Raw genomic sequence first — 14,722 nt, forward strand, 5'->3', positions numbered from 1 at the left:
ACAAGCATAAGCAAATTCTATCCTTAAACTCCTATCCGTTGCCAATCTTAAGCTTCAAATGCTGCAATCACCATGAATGGCCTTTCGGCGGACCTCCTTTTCGGCGGAATGCATCCGCTTGTCCGTGAACGTCCGAAGGCACGCTTTTCAGCTGATATGCAGGGGAGATACAGGTAACTCGAAGCTTTAAGATTCTCGTATCTGACAACATTCTTGCAACACTTAGGCACGTATTCTAGAGGCACAAAAATCAGCAGAATTTCCCGAGCTGCGTCACAGAAGGCCCTGCATGCCCGAAACATTCATGAACGAAGGCAAAGCTCCCGTCATCACTGTGGACGGACGTACCTTCGAGCGCCGTGCCGTTAAGACCCATTTCGTGAAGCGTGGCGAGTCCTATATCGATATCATGCGCACCTATGTCCTTCCGATCTATCAGGAAGGAGACATGATTGCTATCTCCGAGAAGATTGTCGCTCTCTGCTAGAACCGTGTCGTGGAGCGCAAGGACCTTCCCATTGGCTTCTGGGCAAGGTTCCTGTCCCGGTTTGCCTCCCATCCCGATACGGGCGTCGGTGTCGGCGAGACAATCAAGATGCAGTATGCCATCCAGAAGGTGGGCCTGCCGAAGGTGCTCTGGGCATCGGTCGCTGCCGGCGTGACGAAGCTTGCAGGAAAGCATGGGGTGTTCTACGAGATCGTAGGGCCTGAGGTGGCAGGACTCGATGGCTTCTATGACCATGTATGGAGCGAGTACCGCGATATCGGCATCGAGCTTCCCGAGAATCCCTCGGGCGTCTGCAACGAGCTCACAGACAAGCTTGGCATCCGCGCCATGATCATCGATGCAAACGACCTCGGCCAGGAGATCCTGGGATGGTCGCGCGACCTCGACCCGATAGAGGAGAGCCTCGTCGAGTTCGTGCAGGACAATCCTGCTGGCCAGGACCATGAGCAGACGCCGATCATCCTCATGCATCCGACGGATGGCAAGGCAGTCTGGGAGAAGTAGGCCCGCCGATGCGTATAGATATGAATGAAGGGCGCAGGAACAGCTTCGGGATGTCTTGCGCCCTTCTTGCTATCAGTCTTTGAGAAGGCGCCAGATCGTCGTCCTTGAGACCTGGAGGATGCGGGCGGCCTCGGTCTGGTTGCCGTGACAGCGCTCGATTGTCGCCTTCACGATGTCGCGCTCGATATCGTGAAGCGGGCGCATGAGGGAGATGCTGCCGGCATCTGCCGAATCGGTCCTGCCGCCGAAAGAATAGGGGGCAGAGCTCTGGAGGGCCTGGCGTGCACAGGAAGCGTCGATGCCTCCGCCTGAGGCATGCTCGAGGCAGTATTCCATGACCGTCCTGAACTCTGCATAGTTTCCCGGCCATGGATGCTCGCACAGAATTTTAAATGCCTCCTCTGTCACGATAGGGCGCGGGGTTCCTGCCTCGGCGCAGAGGGAATCGAGGCAGAGCGATATGGCCTGCGTGAGGTCTCCTCTTTCTCTGAGCGGTGGCAGCTCGACCATGATGGGCCGGAGATTCTCGGAGAGGAGCTCAAGCATCTCAGCAGAAAGCGCCTTGGACGCATTCACGGAGACCATGAGACGGTCACGCGCGGGGAGCCCGCTTCTCCTCATTGCATCGAGGAGAAGACGCGTTCTTGCATCAGGAAGATCCTGAAACGAGTTGAGGAAGATCGTCACCTCCTGCCCGTAGAGAGGGGAGGAAGGCGAGTTCAGAAGATAATCCCAGCTCCTGTCCGTCAGAAGCGAGCAGTCGATACGTACGTACGGACGGGTCCTCCAAGAGCCAGTGAGATAGAGGAGCTGTGCGGCCTGCTCCTTGCCGCAGCTTGGCTCTCCTGCAAGCAATATGGGTCTCGTGGTGCCACGGGCAGGCGCGAGTACCTGGGCAAGCTCTTGGCTTGCCTGCGTGATATGAAAGATGCTCCTCTCATATTCGTCCTCGATGTCGGAACGGTTCCCGCGGACGATGCCGACATGAGCTGCATTCGTCGGCGCTTGGGAGTGCATGACGGAGAAGGCGAGGAAATTCTCGCCACCTGACTCTACGGGCATCTTATGTATATGGAAGAGCGAGCGGCCTAGCTGGAAGACGAGACGCTCATCGGTGCGCTCTCCAAGGTGCTCGCGCATGAACGAGATGAGCTCGTCGTGACCTTCCTTCACATTGGTATAGGTGATCTTCCCATCATTCGAGAATAAGACGAAGCGGGCATCTTGGGTCCTTACGAGGTTCCAGAGCGTGCGGTTCTTCGAGAGCAGGTCGCTCGAGCGTTCGCAGAAGAGCTGGGCTTCCATAAGAGCCTTTGAGACTGAGTCTGGACCTGACGCCAGAAGCTGCGCGTTGAGTCCGAGCTCTCGTACCTGCGGCAGCGAGAACGTATCGCAGAGCACGAGACTGTAGGAGCCTTCCTGCACCGTCTGGAGAACGAGCGGAAGTTCATCTGCAAAGGAGACCTCGAAGAGATCGAGGTCGAAATCGCTGAATGCTGCAATGTCGCGCAGGGGTTCGAGCACGTTCGAAAAGCCGACGAGCGCACAGCGCTTTGCGCCGGGGTTGTACTGCACGAGGCAGCGGAAGAGGTCAGAAGGAGAGAGACCGACTTCGACGACAGGCAACGCGAACTCGTCCTCGAGGAGCTGTGCTGTGCCACCACGGGAGATTACGACGTCGTAGCTCACATCCATGCTTGTAAGGGCAGCCGCGAGACCCTTCGAGAGGTCTCCCTCGTGGATGGTGACGTCGAGATCAGGAAAACCCGGCGCAATCTTTGCGACGACTTCGGCGAGCTCGGGATAGGGTGCAATGAACAGTACGTGGTACCTGGCGGGAGTAACCATAGTGTTCCAAATCTGAACGTTTTCCTTCTTAAATACGTTTCATATTGTAACAACAATACGCGTTCAATGGCATTATCCCTGAGCCCGGAAAGACGGATAGTGTCACCAGCAAATGAGAGGAGGATGAAGCAGATGCAGATGGCAATGATTGCAGACGATCTTACAGGCGCGCTCGACGCAGGCGTCTGCATGCTGCCGTCAGACGTCGCAGTGGCAACGTCTTCCGAGCACGCTGCGAAGCTGCTCTCTGGCAGGAAGCCTTCTGTACTCTCTGCCAATGCTGGCACCCGCCACATGGATGCAGAAGCCGCCTATGCCGAGGTAGCCTCTCTTGTCCGTCTTGTCAGGAAAGCCGGCTGCCGCTCCATCTTCAAGAAGACCGATTCAGTTCTGCGCGGCAATGTCGGAGCAGAGCTTGCAGCTGCTTTGGATGCTTCGGGAGCCGCCCGCCTTCATTTCCTGCCGGCTTTTCCGGCTATGGGACGCACGACCGAGGATGGCATCCAGTGCGTGAATGGCGTGCCGGTTGCCGAGAGCGCCTTCGGGAAGGACCCCTTCGAGCCGGTTCATGAGTCAGACATTGCACGCATCATTGCGGAGGAGACCCAGGTGCCCGTAAAGTCTGTCAGGGAGGATGAGCCGGTGCCTCTCGACTTTCAGGGTATCGTTGTCTACGACGCAGCTAGCGATGACGCCATGTCCCGCCGTGCAGCCGAGCTTGCAGAGCTTGGAGAGCTCGGGGCGGTTGCAGGATGTGCTGGGCTTGCCCAGGCGCTCCACGTGCTGGACCACTCCAGCAAGAGTGCTTCCAACACAGAGTTCGACGGCAATATGCTTGTCGTCTGCGGAAGCGTCAATCCGGTATCTCGTGCCCAGTGCCGCTTTGCAGAAGATAAAGGCGCTCGGATGTTCCCGATTGCAGAACGGCAGAAATGCAGCTCTTCCTGGATTGGGACGCCGGAGGGCAAAGACTTCATCTTCGAGGTCTCGAAGAGCTGGAACGAGAACCCGCTCACGGTGATTGACGGATCTGGCCTTGAAGACCTCACACCGTTCTTCTCTGAAGGCGCTGATATCCGCCAGACGGTTGCAGACAATGTCGCGGGCCTTCTACTTGCCGTCTGCCGCAAGGGCATCTTCGGCCGTGCCCTCGTGATGGGAGGAGACATCCTCTCGAGCTTCCTTTCCCAGGCCGACGTGAGTGCCATCTATCCGAAAGGGGAGGCAGCAAAGGGAATCGTCGTCCTCGAGATTGATCTCGGAGGACATCCTTTCCGCCTCGCCTCGAAATCAGGCGGTTTTGGAACCAAGGATCTGTTCGTCACGCTCGCTGAGAGCGTACGTTTGTCAGAAGGAGTGGCTCAATGATCAAGAACTACGCACTCAAGCTCCCCCAGGTCGTCTACGGAGGAGAGGATGCCACAGAGCAGCTCGTCTCTGTGATCGAGAAGGCAGGAGCGAAGAACGTTGCCGTCTTCACCGATCCGAGCCTGCGCAAGCTCGGCCTTGTCGATCCTGCGCTTGCAGCTATCAAGGAGGCTGGCGCCGAAGCCCACATCTTCGACAACATCCCTGCTGAGCCGAGCTATATCCAGGTCCAGGAAGTCGTGGACGAGGTCACGGGCACAGGCACCGAGCTCGTCGTCGCTGTCGGTGGCGGCTCTGTCATGGACACGGCAAAGCTTGCCTGCGTCTGCGCTGGCGCTCCTTATACGGTGCATGATCTTCTGAAGGATCCTGCTCGCGCACGCAAGCAGCTTCCCTGCGTTGCCGTGCCGACGACGGCAGGCACCGGTGCCGAAGCAACGATCAACGCGATCGTCGCCGTGCCCGAGGACGAGGTCAAGATCGGCATCGTGAACGACGCAATGATGCCGGATGTGGTGCTTCTCGACGTCCGGATGGTCCAGAACCTTCCGCGCTCCATCGCAGCTGCTACGGGCGTCGATGCAATGTGCCACGCAATTGAGTGCTTCACCTGCAAGAAGGCAAATCCCTTCAGCGATACGTTCGCTCTCGAAGCCTTTGACCTCATCATCAACAACATCGAGCACGCCTGCGATTCCAAGGACGACCTCGAGGCCAAGCGTGCCATGCAGATCGCAGCCCTCTACGGCGGCATCGCAATCACGGCATCCGGCACCACGGCAGTCCACGGCCTTTCGTATCCTCTCGGTGGCAAGTATCACGTGCCGCACGGCGTCTCGAATGCCATCCTGCTCTCGCCGGTCATGCACTTCAACGAGCCGGCTATCCGCGACAGGCTCGCTGCCGCCTATGACCATGCTATCAAGGGCGATGCCAAGACCGAGGAAGAGAAGTCGGCAGCCGTGATCAAGCGCATGGACGAGATCGTCGAGCATCTCGATATTCCGAAGACGCTCGATGCGCTCGGCGTCCACGATGCTCCGATCGACTGGCTGGCCGAGGCCGGCATCCAGCAGCAGCGCCTGCTCTCGAACAACAAGCGCGAAGTCACGCTCGAAGATGCAAAGGCAATCTACCGTCAGATCATGTAAGGGAATTCCAGGAGGAAGGAAGAGCAATGGTTGAACTGAAAGGCATCGTCGTCCCCATCGTTACCCCTATGAACGAGGATGAAACCATCAATACTGATGAGCTCCGTCGTCAGGTTGACCGCCAGATCGAGGCGGGCATCCACGGCATCTTCCCGTTCGGCACGAACGGCGAAGGCTACATTCTGAACTTCGACGAGAAGAAGCTCGTGCTCCAGACCGTTATCGACCAGGTTGCAGGACGCGTTCCTGTCTATGCCGGCACTGGCTGCATCTCCACGAAGGAGACGATCGAGCAGTGCAAGATGGCTATGGACTGTGGCACTGACGTCCTTTCCGTCATCACGCCGTCCTTTGCAAAGGCCAGCCAGCATGAACTCATCGTCCACTACGAGACCGTCGCTGCGGCTGTGCCTGAGGCGCCGATCGTTCTCTATAACATCCCGGCCCGTACCGGCAATGCCCTTGCTCCCGAGACGGTGGCAGAGCTTGCAAAGATCGACAACATCGTCGGTGCCAAGGACTCTTCGGGCGACTGGACGAACCTCTCTGCCTACATCGAGCTCACGAAGGACATGGACTTCGCCGTCCTTTCGGGCAATGACTCCCTGATCCTCAAGGCTCTCCAGGCCGGCGCCAAGGGTGCCATCGCAGGCTGCGCCAATGTCTATCCGAAGAACATGGTCGGCATCTACGAGAACTTCAAGAAGGGCGACCTCGAGGCTGCCCAGAAGTGCCAGGACGCCGTCGCTCCGCTGCGTGCCTGCTTCAAGTACGGCAACCCCAACACGGTCGTGAAGACGGCTGTGAATCTGCTCGGCTATCCTGTCGGCAAGTGCCGCGCTCCCTTCAACTATCTTCCCGAAGAGGGCATCGAGGCGCTCAAGCAGACGCTGGCTGATGACAAGGCAAAGGGGATGTGCTGATGGAGGCCCAGCTTCCCATTGTCGGTATCACGATGGGAGATCCCGCCGGCAATGGCCCCGAGATCACGGTCAAGGCACTGAGCGATCCTGCGCTGTATGAGCGCTGCCGTCCGATTGTCGTAGGCGATGCCAAGATGATCGAGCAGGCAAAGGGCTTCGTGAATCACCCCGAGATCGAGGTGCACCCGGTAAGCTCTGTGTCTGAGGCCTACTTCAAGCCTGGCACGATCGATGTCTATCACATGGATCTCGTGAAGGATGTCTCTGCCTTCAAGATTGGCGAGGTGTCTGTCGAAGGCGGCAATGCTGCCTTCCAGTCCGTCAAGAAGGTCATCGAGCTTGCCATGGCAGGCGAGGTCGACGCGACGGTCACGAATGCTCTCAACAAGGAGGCCATGAACCTCGCACTTGCTCCTCAGGGCATGCACTTCGATGGCCACACAGAGATCTATGCGACCTACACCCATACGAAGCGCTATGCGATGATGCTTGCCTTCCATGATTTCAGGGTCGCGCATGTGTCGACGCACTGCTCTCTCAGGGAGGCATGTGACCGGGTCAAGAAGGACCGTGTGCTCGAGGTCATCGAGCTCGGCAATCAGGCATGCCTTGACCTGGGCATCGAGCATCCGCGCATCGCTGTTGCCGGCCTCAATCCGCACTGCGGCGAGCATGGCCTTTTCGGCACCGAAGAGCAGACCGAAATCGGGCCTGCCATCGAGGCGGCAAAGGCAGAAGGCATCGACGCTATCGGCCCCCGCCCGCCTGATTCCGTCTTCTCCGAGATGCATGGCGGCTGGTATGACATGACCGTCTGCATGTATCACGACCAGGGACACATTCCCACGAAGGTGCTTGGCTTCGTGTATGACCGCGAGAGGCAGCAGTGGAAGGCTGTCGAGGGCGTGAATGTGACGCTCGGCCTTCCGATCATCCGCACCTCTGTTGATCACGGAACTGGCTTTGCGCTTGCAGGGAAGGGCACTTCGAACGAGCTCTCGCTCGTCAATGCCATCGACTATGCCCTGCGTATGGCAAAGGGAAGAGCAAAGGTCCGCAGGAACTGACGGACCGTTTCAGCGAATGACAAGTTCATAACTTGGCAATGTGCGGCTGGGCAGGAGGCCCAGCCGCAAGGGAACGTCTATGTAGGCCTGCTGGATACTGGTCTGGCATGGTCCTGAAAGGAGAGAGCAGAATGACCACATCGATGATTCTTTCGCTCATCGTTCTGGTTGCCATGATCGTCATGATCATGTGCGACGTGCTGCCGTTCGGTCTTCCACCGATTGCGGCGTGCATTCTCATCGTGCTGTTCGGCCTCGGCGACGTGAAGTATGCGTTCGCCGGATTCACCAACCCGACCGTCTGGATGCTTGCCTTCTTCATGGTGATTCTGGCAGCAATACAGAAGACGTCGATCATCCTCAAAGTGAAGGACGAGATGACAAAGCTCGTCGTCAAGGGCGGCTACAAGAGCTATGTCCTGCTTCTCCTTGTCGTCATGCTCGGCGCTTCCATCGTCGGCATGGGATCTACGGCCTTCTATGTCCTCATCTTCTCGCTTGTTGTCACGCTGCCTTATAACGAGAAGCTTCCGGGATCGAAGCTCATGCTCCCGCTGGGCATCGCCTCGAACCACCCGCTCATCCCGATCAATGTCGCTCTTCAGTACGGCGTCGCGATCTCTGTCCTTTCTGCTTCCGGCCTCGACTCCTCCAACCTCACGATGTTCCAGTTCGCGATCGTCTCGCTGTTCCTGTCTGCTGGCTTCCTTCTCTGGGCCCTCATCGGCTACAAGGTGCTCCCGTCCCACCCGGTCGCGGAGCCGACGGTCGAAAATGCGGCTGCCCTTGCTGATGCATCCGAAGGTTCCCGCATGCCGAAGTGGAAAGAGAACGTTGTCGTCATTTCCTTCATCGTCTCCATCATTTCCATGATGATGGTCGACTCCATCGGCCAGCTCGCCTATATGATTCCGGGCATCTGCGCCTTTATCATGGTCCTTATCAAGGTCATCGACTTCAATGAGTGCCGCGACAACCTGTTCTCTCCGATCATCCTCATGACCGCAGGCGTCATTCCTGTCGCCAACTGCCTTGCTGATTCCGGACTCTCGACGCTTGTCGGCAACACGGTCGCTTCCGCTCTCGGCACCGGCGTGCCTGCCTTTGTCGTCGTCTTCATCTTCGCTCTGCTCCACGTTCGCCTGCTTCACGGGATCGCAGGTCGGCACTGTCATGATCTTTGCGCCGCTTGCCATTGCCGTCTGCCAGGGCCTCGGCATCTCGCCGATGGCAGCCGCTGTCGCTGTCACCCTCTCGGGCTGGGCTGGACACTACATGCCGATCGACGGCCTGCCAGCCATGGCATTCTCGATGGGCAAGTACACGATGGCAGAATTCTGGAAGTACACGATCCCACAGTACTTCATCCGCCTGATTTTCCTGACCATCGGCGCTCTGGTAGTCTTCCCGGCATAGCGGTTTTTGGCCCGCCCTCCTGGGCGGGCCTGTTGTGAAAGGTGATGCAAGATGGCAATCAGGACTCTCCAGAGGCTCACGCCCGACGGGGCAATCTGGTACGACTCCGAAATGGGCTTCGAAGAGGCTTTCGTGAATCCAGGTCCCTGGAAGACAGCCCATGGTCCCGGCCTTGTCGAGACGCCTGCCGGCACGATTCTCTGCTGCTGGTTCGCAGGCACCTATGAGGGCGATACCGACATAAACATTGTCGTGTCGCGTCTGGAGAAAGGAAGCGATCGGTGGTCCGAGCCGGTCTGCATCTCGCACGATGATGACCGCTCGGACCAGAATCCATCGCTTTTCCTGGCTCCGGATGGCGCTATCTGGTGCATGTATACCTCCCAGCTCGGACGCCAGCCCGGCAAGGACAACATGCAGTACACGGCTGTCGTGAAGCGCCAGATCTCCACAGACGATGGCAGGACCTGGGGAGAGCCCGAGGTCATGTTCCCGGAGGAGGGGACGTTTGCACGCCAGGCCATCCAGGTGCTCTCGAATGGCCGCTGGATCTATGGCAACTGGCTCTGCACAGATTCCGCAGAGGCGCTTGCAGGAGACCCCTCTGCCTTCCAGATCTCTGACGACGAGGGTGCCAGCTGGCGCCAGGTCATGGTTCCTGAGTCTGCTGGACGTGTCCATCCGACGGTCGTGGAGCTCGAAGCAGGACACCTCGTCTGCTTCATGCGCTCGCGCCAGGCAGACTGGATCTACCGCTCCGAATCGAAGGATTTCGGCGATACCTGGACCGTCCCCGTGCCGACGCCGCTTCCGAACAACAACTCCGGCATCTGTGCCGTGAAGCTTGCAAGCGGCAGGATAGCGGTTGCCTACAACCATTCACAGGCGCCCCAGTCATGGGGAAAGAAAGGCGCCTGGCCAGGACTCAGATGCCCGGTCTCGATCGCTCTTTCCGAGGATGGCGGCAAGACCTTCCCGCTCATCCGTCACATCGAGCGTGGCCAGGGATATGTCGGCGACGAGAACCGCTCGAACAACATGCAGTACGAGTATCCCTGCCTCATCCAGGCGAAGGACGGCATGATTCATCTCGCCTATGCCTATGAGACACGCAAAGGCATCAAGTGGGTGAAGCTTTCCGAGGACGATGTCGCAGGAAAGGTGCGCGGCGCTTCCACCTACAACCCGACGTCGGGCGAAGTCGGCGCACATTGATTCAAGGCGTTTCACGAAAAGGAGATAGACATGATTTACGATGGACTCGAGGCATGTGGCCTCTATCGCGGACTCTCGAAGGGACTCGATGTGCTTATCGATTGGCTCGATGAGCACGATGTGCATGAGCTGCCGCTCGGCAAGACCGAGATCCTGGGCAACAAGGTCTTCGCGAATGTCATGGATGCCAAGACGCGCACGTTCGAGGATGCCCGCTTCGAGACGCATCGCAAGTATATGGATGTGCAGGTCGACCTCGAGGGCTTTGAGAGATTCATGACGACACCGGGAGAGACCGTGCCGGCAGGGGAGTTCGATGTGGCAGCCGACAAGGGCTACTGCCATGAGGCTCCCGGCAACACGAACCTCCTTGAGGGGTCGCTTGACCAGGGACGCTTCGTCGTCTTCATGGTCGGCGAGCCGCATATGCCGAACCTCGTGCCGGAAAGCACCGAGCCGGGGCCGATCAAGAAGATCTGCTTCAAAGTGCTCTCTGATGAGTACTGGGATGAGGCATAGCGTTTTCGTTTCTTGCGCAACAAAGAAACTATTCCCTGCGCGCTCCCATAAAACGAGGCGCACAGGGTAAGATAGTCGGTACGTCCTTATCCATGCGTCCGGCATGGCAGCCTTGATGGGCCCTTGCCCCTCCTGGGGAATTATTATCGGGCATCAATCTGCTGGACGCCCAAGAACCCAGGAGGGAACTTTGAAAGAGTATCTGCAAGACTCTGTCAAGGTTGTCGAAGACGTCAAGTCCGACGGCACCTATGGCCTCTCGTCTGCCGAGGCGAAGAAGCGTCTCGAGCGGGATGGGCTGAACAAGCTCAAGGAAGCGAAGAAGGATCCGCTGTGGAAGCGGTTCTTCGCGCAGATGGCCGATCCCATGATCATCATGCTGATCGTGGCTGCAGTCATCAGTGCCCTTACCGGCATGGCACAGGGTGATGCCGACTTCGCAGATGTCATCATCATCTGCTTCGTTGTCGTCGTGAACGCTGTCCTCGGCGTCGTGCAGGAGTCGAAGGCTGAAGAGGCGCTTGCTGCCCTCCAGGAGATGAGCGCCGCACAGTCCAAGGTCATCCGCGATGGTCAGGTTGTCACAGTGCCGTCCTCTGAGCTTGTCGTCGGCGATATCGTCGTGCTCGAGGCAGGAGACTCTGTTCCGGCAGACTGCCGCATCATAGAGAGCGCCTCGATGAAGATCGAGGAGGCAGCGCTTACCGGCGAGTCCGTGCCTGCGAACAAGATCGAGGCGGAGCTCGAGCTCGTCGCAGGTGCAGAGGACATCCCTCTCGGCGACCGCAAGAACATGTGCTACATGGGCTCGACCGTCGTCTATGGCCGTGGACGTGCTGTCGTCGTCGCAACCGGCATGAACACGGAGATGGGCAAGATTGCCGACGCTCTGACCCAGGCAGAGGACGAGGAGACGCCGCTCCAGAAGAAGCTCGACGAGCTCTCCAAGATCCTTTCTGTCATCTGCATCGTGATCTGCGCCCTCGTCTTCGTCGTCACGTGGCTGAAGCACGGCATGGGCTTCTTCAGCGATACGTCGCTCGTGCTCAACACCTTCATGGTCGCTGTCTCTCTCGCTGTTGCTGCCATTCCTGAGGGCCTTGCCGCCGTCGTCACGATCGTGCTCTCGATCGGCGTCACGAAGATGAGCCAGCACAATGCGATCATCCGCAAGCTCTCTGCAGTCGAGACGCTTGGCTGCACGCAGATCATCTGCTCCGACAAGACCGGCACGCTCACGCAGAACAAGATGACGGTCGTCCGCCACTTCACCGAGGACCAGGACCGTCTCGTGCGCTGCATGGCACTGTGCTCCGATGCCAAGTGGGATGCCGCCCAGAACAAGGCTGTCGGCGAGCCGACAGAGGCCGCCCTTGTCGCCGATGCCGCAAAGCTCGGCTTCACGACAGGCGATCTCGATGATGCGAACCCGCGTGTCGGCGAGGCGCCGTTCGATTCCGGCCGCAAGATGATGTCTGTCGTGAACCAGGCGCCGGATGGCAACTACATCCAGCATACGAAGGGCGCTCCCGACGTAATCCTTTCCCGCTGCACGAAGATCCATACGGCCCAGGGCGATGTGCCCATGACGGACGAATGGCGCAAGCGCATCCAGGATGCCAACAAGTCGATGGCAGACGATGCTCTGCGTGTCATGGCGGCAGCCCGCGTGAACTACGGCAAGGAGAAGCCGTCTGATTTCTCTGCCGATGCTCTCGAGCACGACATGACGTTCCTCGGCCTCTGCGGCATGATCGACCCGGTCCGTCCTGAGGTCAAGCAGGCCGTGTCCGAGGCTCACTCCGCCGGCATGCACGTCATCATGATCACGGGCGACCACATCGATACCGCTGTCGCAATCGCGAAGGAGCTCGGCATCATCGTCGACCGCTCCCAGGCCATCACCGGCGCCGAGCTCGACAAGATGTCGGACGAGGAGTTTGCGGACAAGATCGAGAACTACCGCGTCTATGCTCGCGTCCAGCCTGAGCACAAGACCCGCATCGTCGATACCTGGAAGAAGAAGGGCATGGTCGTCGCAATGACCGGCGACGGCGTGAACGACGCTCCTTCCATCAAGCGTGCCGACATCGGTGTCGGCATGGGCATCACCGGCACGGACGTCACGAAGAACGTCGCAGACATGGTCCTTGCAGACGACAACTTCGCAACGATCATCTCCGCCTGCGAAGAGGGCAGGCGCATCTACGACAACATCAGGAAGTCGATTGCATTCCTGCTGTCCTCGAACCTCGCCGAGGTCATCTCGGTCTTCGTTGCCTCGCTCATCGGCTTCACGATCCTTGAGCCGACGCACCTTCTGTGGCTCAACCTCATCACCGACTGCTTCCCGGCACTGGCCATGGCTATGGAAGAGGCAGAGCCTGACATCATGCAGCGTGAGCCGAGAAAGGCCACGGATGGCATCTTCGCCAATGGCATGGGCCTCGACTGCCTCGTCCAGGGCGCAATGATCGCTATCCTTACCCTCATCTCCTACTTCGTCGGCCTTTCGCTTGAGAACGTGCCTCTTGCTGACGTGCTTTCCGGCGCCGACAAGGGCCTCGATGGAATGACGATGGCATTCCTGACGCTTTCCATGGTCGAGATGTTCCACTCCTTCAACATGAGGAGCCGTCGCCAGTCTGTCTTCAAGCTCCCGACCCAGAACAAGTGGCTGTGGCTTTCCTTCGCAGCCTCCCTTGTCCTCACCTTCGTTGTCATCGAAACTCCTCTCTCCGTCGCCTTCGACTTTGCAGAGATCAGTGTGCAGGAGTACGGTATTGCCATGCTCCTCGCAGCGGCCATCATCCCGCTCGTGGAGATCTACAAGGCCATCATGCGTGCAGTGGAGAAGAGCAGGGACTGACGTGAAGAAGCGTGTGCAGAACAGGCATAAGCATTCACAGAGTGCCGGCAGGGCCCAAGCGACCCTGCCGGCCCTTTCTTCTCTCGAGGGCATCCCTGCCTTCGAGAGCCTCGAAGCGACGGAGGAGCAGAGATCTGCCTTTGCAGAGGCAAGCAGACGCCTTGCTGCCGAAGAAGTGGCGGACCCGGCCGAGTACGAGCTCGGCTGTGTCGTGCGTCTCGATCGCGGCTTTCCGGCCGTCCTCACCGAGAGGCGCCTTGCCCGCGCCGAGTTTGCGGCAGGAATCACGAAGGAGCGCTTCAGCAAGGCTGCGGTCGGTGACTGGGTCTGTGTGAGATGTCCCGAAGGACATGACGGAGTGCTCCTCGAGGAGATCCTGCCACGCAGGAGCGCGCTCGAGCGCTGGCGGGGAGGCACGCGCGGCGAGAAGCAGACGCTTGCCGCCAATGTCGGGCTCGTGCTCGTGGCTCAGGCACTCGGTCCCGAGCCGGTGATATGCGACCGCCTTGTGCGTTCGGCTGTTGTCGTGCGGGACTGCGGGGCCCAGGTGGCCTGCGTCCTCACGAAGGCTGACAGGGCAGGAGGGGACGCACGCCTCGCAGAAGATATCGACCGCGTGCGCCAGGTGCTCGGCGAGAAGGTGCCGATCGTCGCCTGCGCTCTCGGCGAAAAGGATTCGTCGGAGCTGGCAGCGTGCGCCCGCGCCAAAGGTGCTGGCTGGGGAGAGGAAGGCATCCTTTCGCTTGTCTCTCCCGGTACGGTCGCCTGCATCCTCGGCGAGTCGGGTGCCGGCAAGTCGACCCTGCTCAATGCCCTTCTGGGACGCAATCTCCTGAAGACAGGTGCCGTGAGAAGCTCGGACGATGCCGGACGGCATACCACGGTCTCCCGCCGCATGGTTGCCATCCCCTCTGGCGGCACGATTGTCGATATGCCGGGCATCAGGAGCCTGCCGCTTGTCGGCCATGAAAGGGGCCTGGCAAAGGTCTTTCCAGAGATTGCCGATGCGGCCCGTTCGTGCCGCTTCCGTGACTGCACGCATACGCATGAGCCGGGCTGCGCCGTGCGCGAGGCCCTGGCAGAAGGTGCCTTCTGCCAGGAGCGCTACGACGCCTATGTGGCGCTTGCCCAGGAAATGCGCCGGAGCGAGGAGACGCTCGATCCCGATATCGTGCTCTGAGAAAGCAAGACACATTGAAGCTGCGGACGTTCCCGAAAGGGAGCGTCCGCTTCTCTATGTCCAGCCATCCTGGCTTTCAGGGTTGCAGCGGCAATAAGGAGAGAGGTCGGAAGGCCTGAGACAGTGCCTTCTTCTGTCAGACGCCCTGCCTTGG

At 59.1% G+C, this 14,722-nt stretch carries 12 protein-coding genes; 11 read left to right on the forward strand and 1 reads right to left on the reverse strand.

Annotated elements, in window-relative coordinates; translation table 11 throughout:
- Nucleotides 1-289: 289 nt before the first annotated feature.
- Nucleotides 290-487 (forward strand): hypothetical protein, encoded by a 198-nt coding sequence (locus ABVS03_RS07390; protein ID WP_368018608.1) that lies wholly within the window; start codon nucleotides 290-292, stop codon nucleotides 485-487.
- Nucleotides 488-496: 9 nt separating this feature from the next.
- Nucleotides 497-1,012 carry a hypothetical protein gene (locus tag ABVS03_RS07395; protein ID WP_368018609.1) on the forward strand — a complete coding sequence of 172 codons (516 nt, stop codon included), beginning with the start codon at nucleotides 497-499 and terminating at the stop codon, nucleotides 1,010-1,012.
- A 72-nt stretch (nucleotides 1,013-1,084) separates the two neighbouring features.
- On the opposite strand, the gene ABVS03_RS07400 is transcribed toward ABVS03_RS07395, so the two are convergent.
- The gene (locus ABVS03_RS07400; RefSeq protein ID WP_368018610.1) at nucleotides 1,085-2,860 is read right to left on the reverse strand and encodes a PrpR N-terminal domain-containing protein; all 1,776 of its coding nucleotides are present in this window, start codon (nucleotides 2,858-2,860) and stop codon (nucleotides 1,085-1,087) included.
- A gap of 123 nt (nucleotides 2,861-2,983) precedes the next feature.
- Between ABVS03_RS07400 and ABVS03_RS07405 the strand changes: the two genes are divergently transcribed.
- From ABVS03_RS07405 to rsgA, 9 genes are all read left to right on the forward strand, one after another.
- Complete coding sequence (locus ABVS03_RS07405) at nucleotides 2,984-4,228, forward strand: four-carbon acid sugar kinase family protein (RefSeq protein WP_368018611.1); 1,245 nt, start codon at nucleotides 2,984-2,986, stop codon at nucleotides 4,226-4,228.
- Nucleotides 4,225-5,379, forward strand: a complete 1,155-nt coding sequence (locus ABVS03_RS07410; protein ID WP_368018612.1) for an iron-containing alcohol dehydrogenase — start codon at nucleotides 4,225-4,227, stop codon at nucleotides 5,377-5,379. The genes ABVS03_RS07405 and ABVS03_RS07410 overlap by 4 nt, the downstream gene beginning before the upstream one ends.
- Before the next feature lie 26 nt (nucleotides 5,380-5,405).
- Complete coding sequence (gene dapA, locus ABVS03_RS07415) at nucleotides 5,406-6,302, forward strand: 4-hydroxy-tetrahydrodipicolinate synthase (protein WP_368018613.1); 897 nt, start codon at nucleotides 5,406-5,408, stop codon at nucleotides 6,300-6,302.
- A complete protein-coding gene (gene pdxA / locus ABVS03_RS07420; RefSeq protein WP_368018614.1) occupies nucleotides 6,302-7,369 on the forward strand; it encodes a 4-hydroxythreonine-4-phosphate dehydrogenase PdxA in 1,068 nt (355 codons plus the stop codon). Before dapA ends, pdxA begins: the two co-directional genes overlap by 1 nt.
- Before the next feature lie 131 nt (nucleotides 7,370-7,500).
- Complete coding sequence (locus tag ABVS03_RS07425) at nucleotides 7,501-8,823, forward strand: SLC13 family permease (RefSeq protein WP_368018615.1); 1,323 nt, start codon at nucleotides 7,501-7,503, stop codon at nucleotides 8,821-8,823.
- Nucleotides 8,824-8,836: 13 nt separating this feature from the next.
- A complete protein-coding gene (locus ABVS03_RS07430; RefSeq protein WP_368018616.1) occupies nucleotides 8,837-10,000 on the forward strand; it encodes an exo-alpha-sialidase in 1,164 nt (387 codons plus the stop codon).
- Nucleotides 10,001-10,030: 30 nt separating this feature from the next.
- Complete coding sequence (locus ABVS03_RS07435; RefSeq protein WP_368018617.1) at nucleotides 10,031-10,519, forward strand: YhcH/YjgK/YiaL family protein; 489 nt, start codon at nucleotides 10,031-10,033, stop codon at nucleotides 10,517-10,519.
- 190 nt (nucleotides 10,520-10,709) lie between these two features.
- Nucleotides 10,710-13,388: a calcium-translocating P-type ATPase, PMCA-type gene (locus tag ABVS03_RS07440; protein WP_368018618.1), complete on the forward strand. Its 2,679-nt coding sequence runs from the start codon at nucleotides 10,710-10,712 to the stop codon at nucleotides 13,386-13,388.
- Nucleotide 13,389: 1 nt separating this feature from the next.
- On the forward strand, nucleotides 13,390-14,568 hold the full coding sequence (rsgA, locus tag ABVS03_RS07445) for a ribosome small subunit-dependent GTPase A (RefSeq protein WP_368018619.1): 1,179 nt from the start codon (nucleotides 13,390-13,392) through the stop codon (nucleotides 14,566-14,568).
- Nucleotides 14,569-14,722 lie beyond the last annotated feature (154 nt).

It is taken from the genome of Olsenella sp. AGMB03486 (assembly GCF_040884255.1).
Classification (GTDB): Bacteria; Actinomycetota; Coriobacteriia; order Coriobacteriales; family Atopobiaceae; genus Olsenella_L; species Olsenella_L kribbiana.

Bases quoted from the DNA above. Each gene is read 5' to 3' on its own strand.
- ABVS03_RS07390 (WP_368018608.1), top strand. From the start codon at position 290: ATGCCCGAAACATTCATGAACGAAGGCAAAGCTCCCGTCATCACTGTG.
- ABVS03_RS07400 (WP_368018610.1), bottom strand. From the start codon at position 2,860: ATGGTTACTCCCGCCAGGTACCACGTACTGTTCATTGCACCCTATCCC.
- ABVS03_RS07405 (WP_368018611.1), top strand. From the start codon at position 2,984: ATGAAGCAGATGCAGATGGCAATGATTGCAGACGATCTTACAGGCGCG.
- ABVS03_RS07410 (WP_368018612.1), top strand. From the start codon at position 4,225: ATGATCAAGAACTACGCACTCAAGCTCCCCCAGGTCGTCTACGGAGGA.
- dapA (WP_368018613.1), top strand. From the start codon at position 5,406: ATGGTTGAACTGAAAGGCATCGTCGTCCCCATCGTTACCCCTATGAAC.
- pdxA (WP_368018614.1), top strand. From the start codon at position 6,302: ATGGAGGCCCAGCTTCCCATTGTCGGTATCACGATGGGAGATCCCGCC.
- ABVS03_RS07425 (WP_368018615.1), top strand. From the start codon at position 7,501: ATGACCACATCGATGATTCTTTCGCTCATCGTTCTGGTTGCCATGATC.
- ABVS03_RS07430 (WP_368018616.1), top strand. From the start codon at position 8,837: ATGGCAATCAGGACTCTCCAGAGGCTCACGCCCGACGGGGCAATCTGG.
- ABVS03_RS07435 (WP_368018617.1), top strand. From the start codon at position 10,031: ATGATTTACGATGGACTCGAGGCATGTGGCCTCTATCGCGGACTCTCG.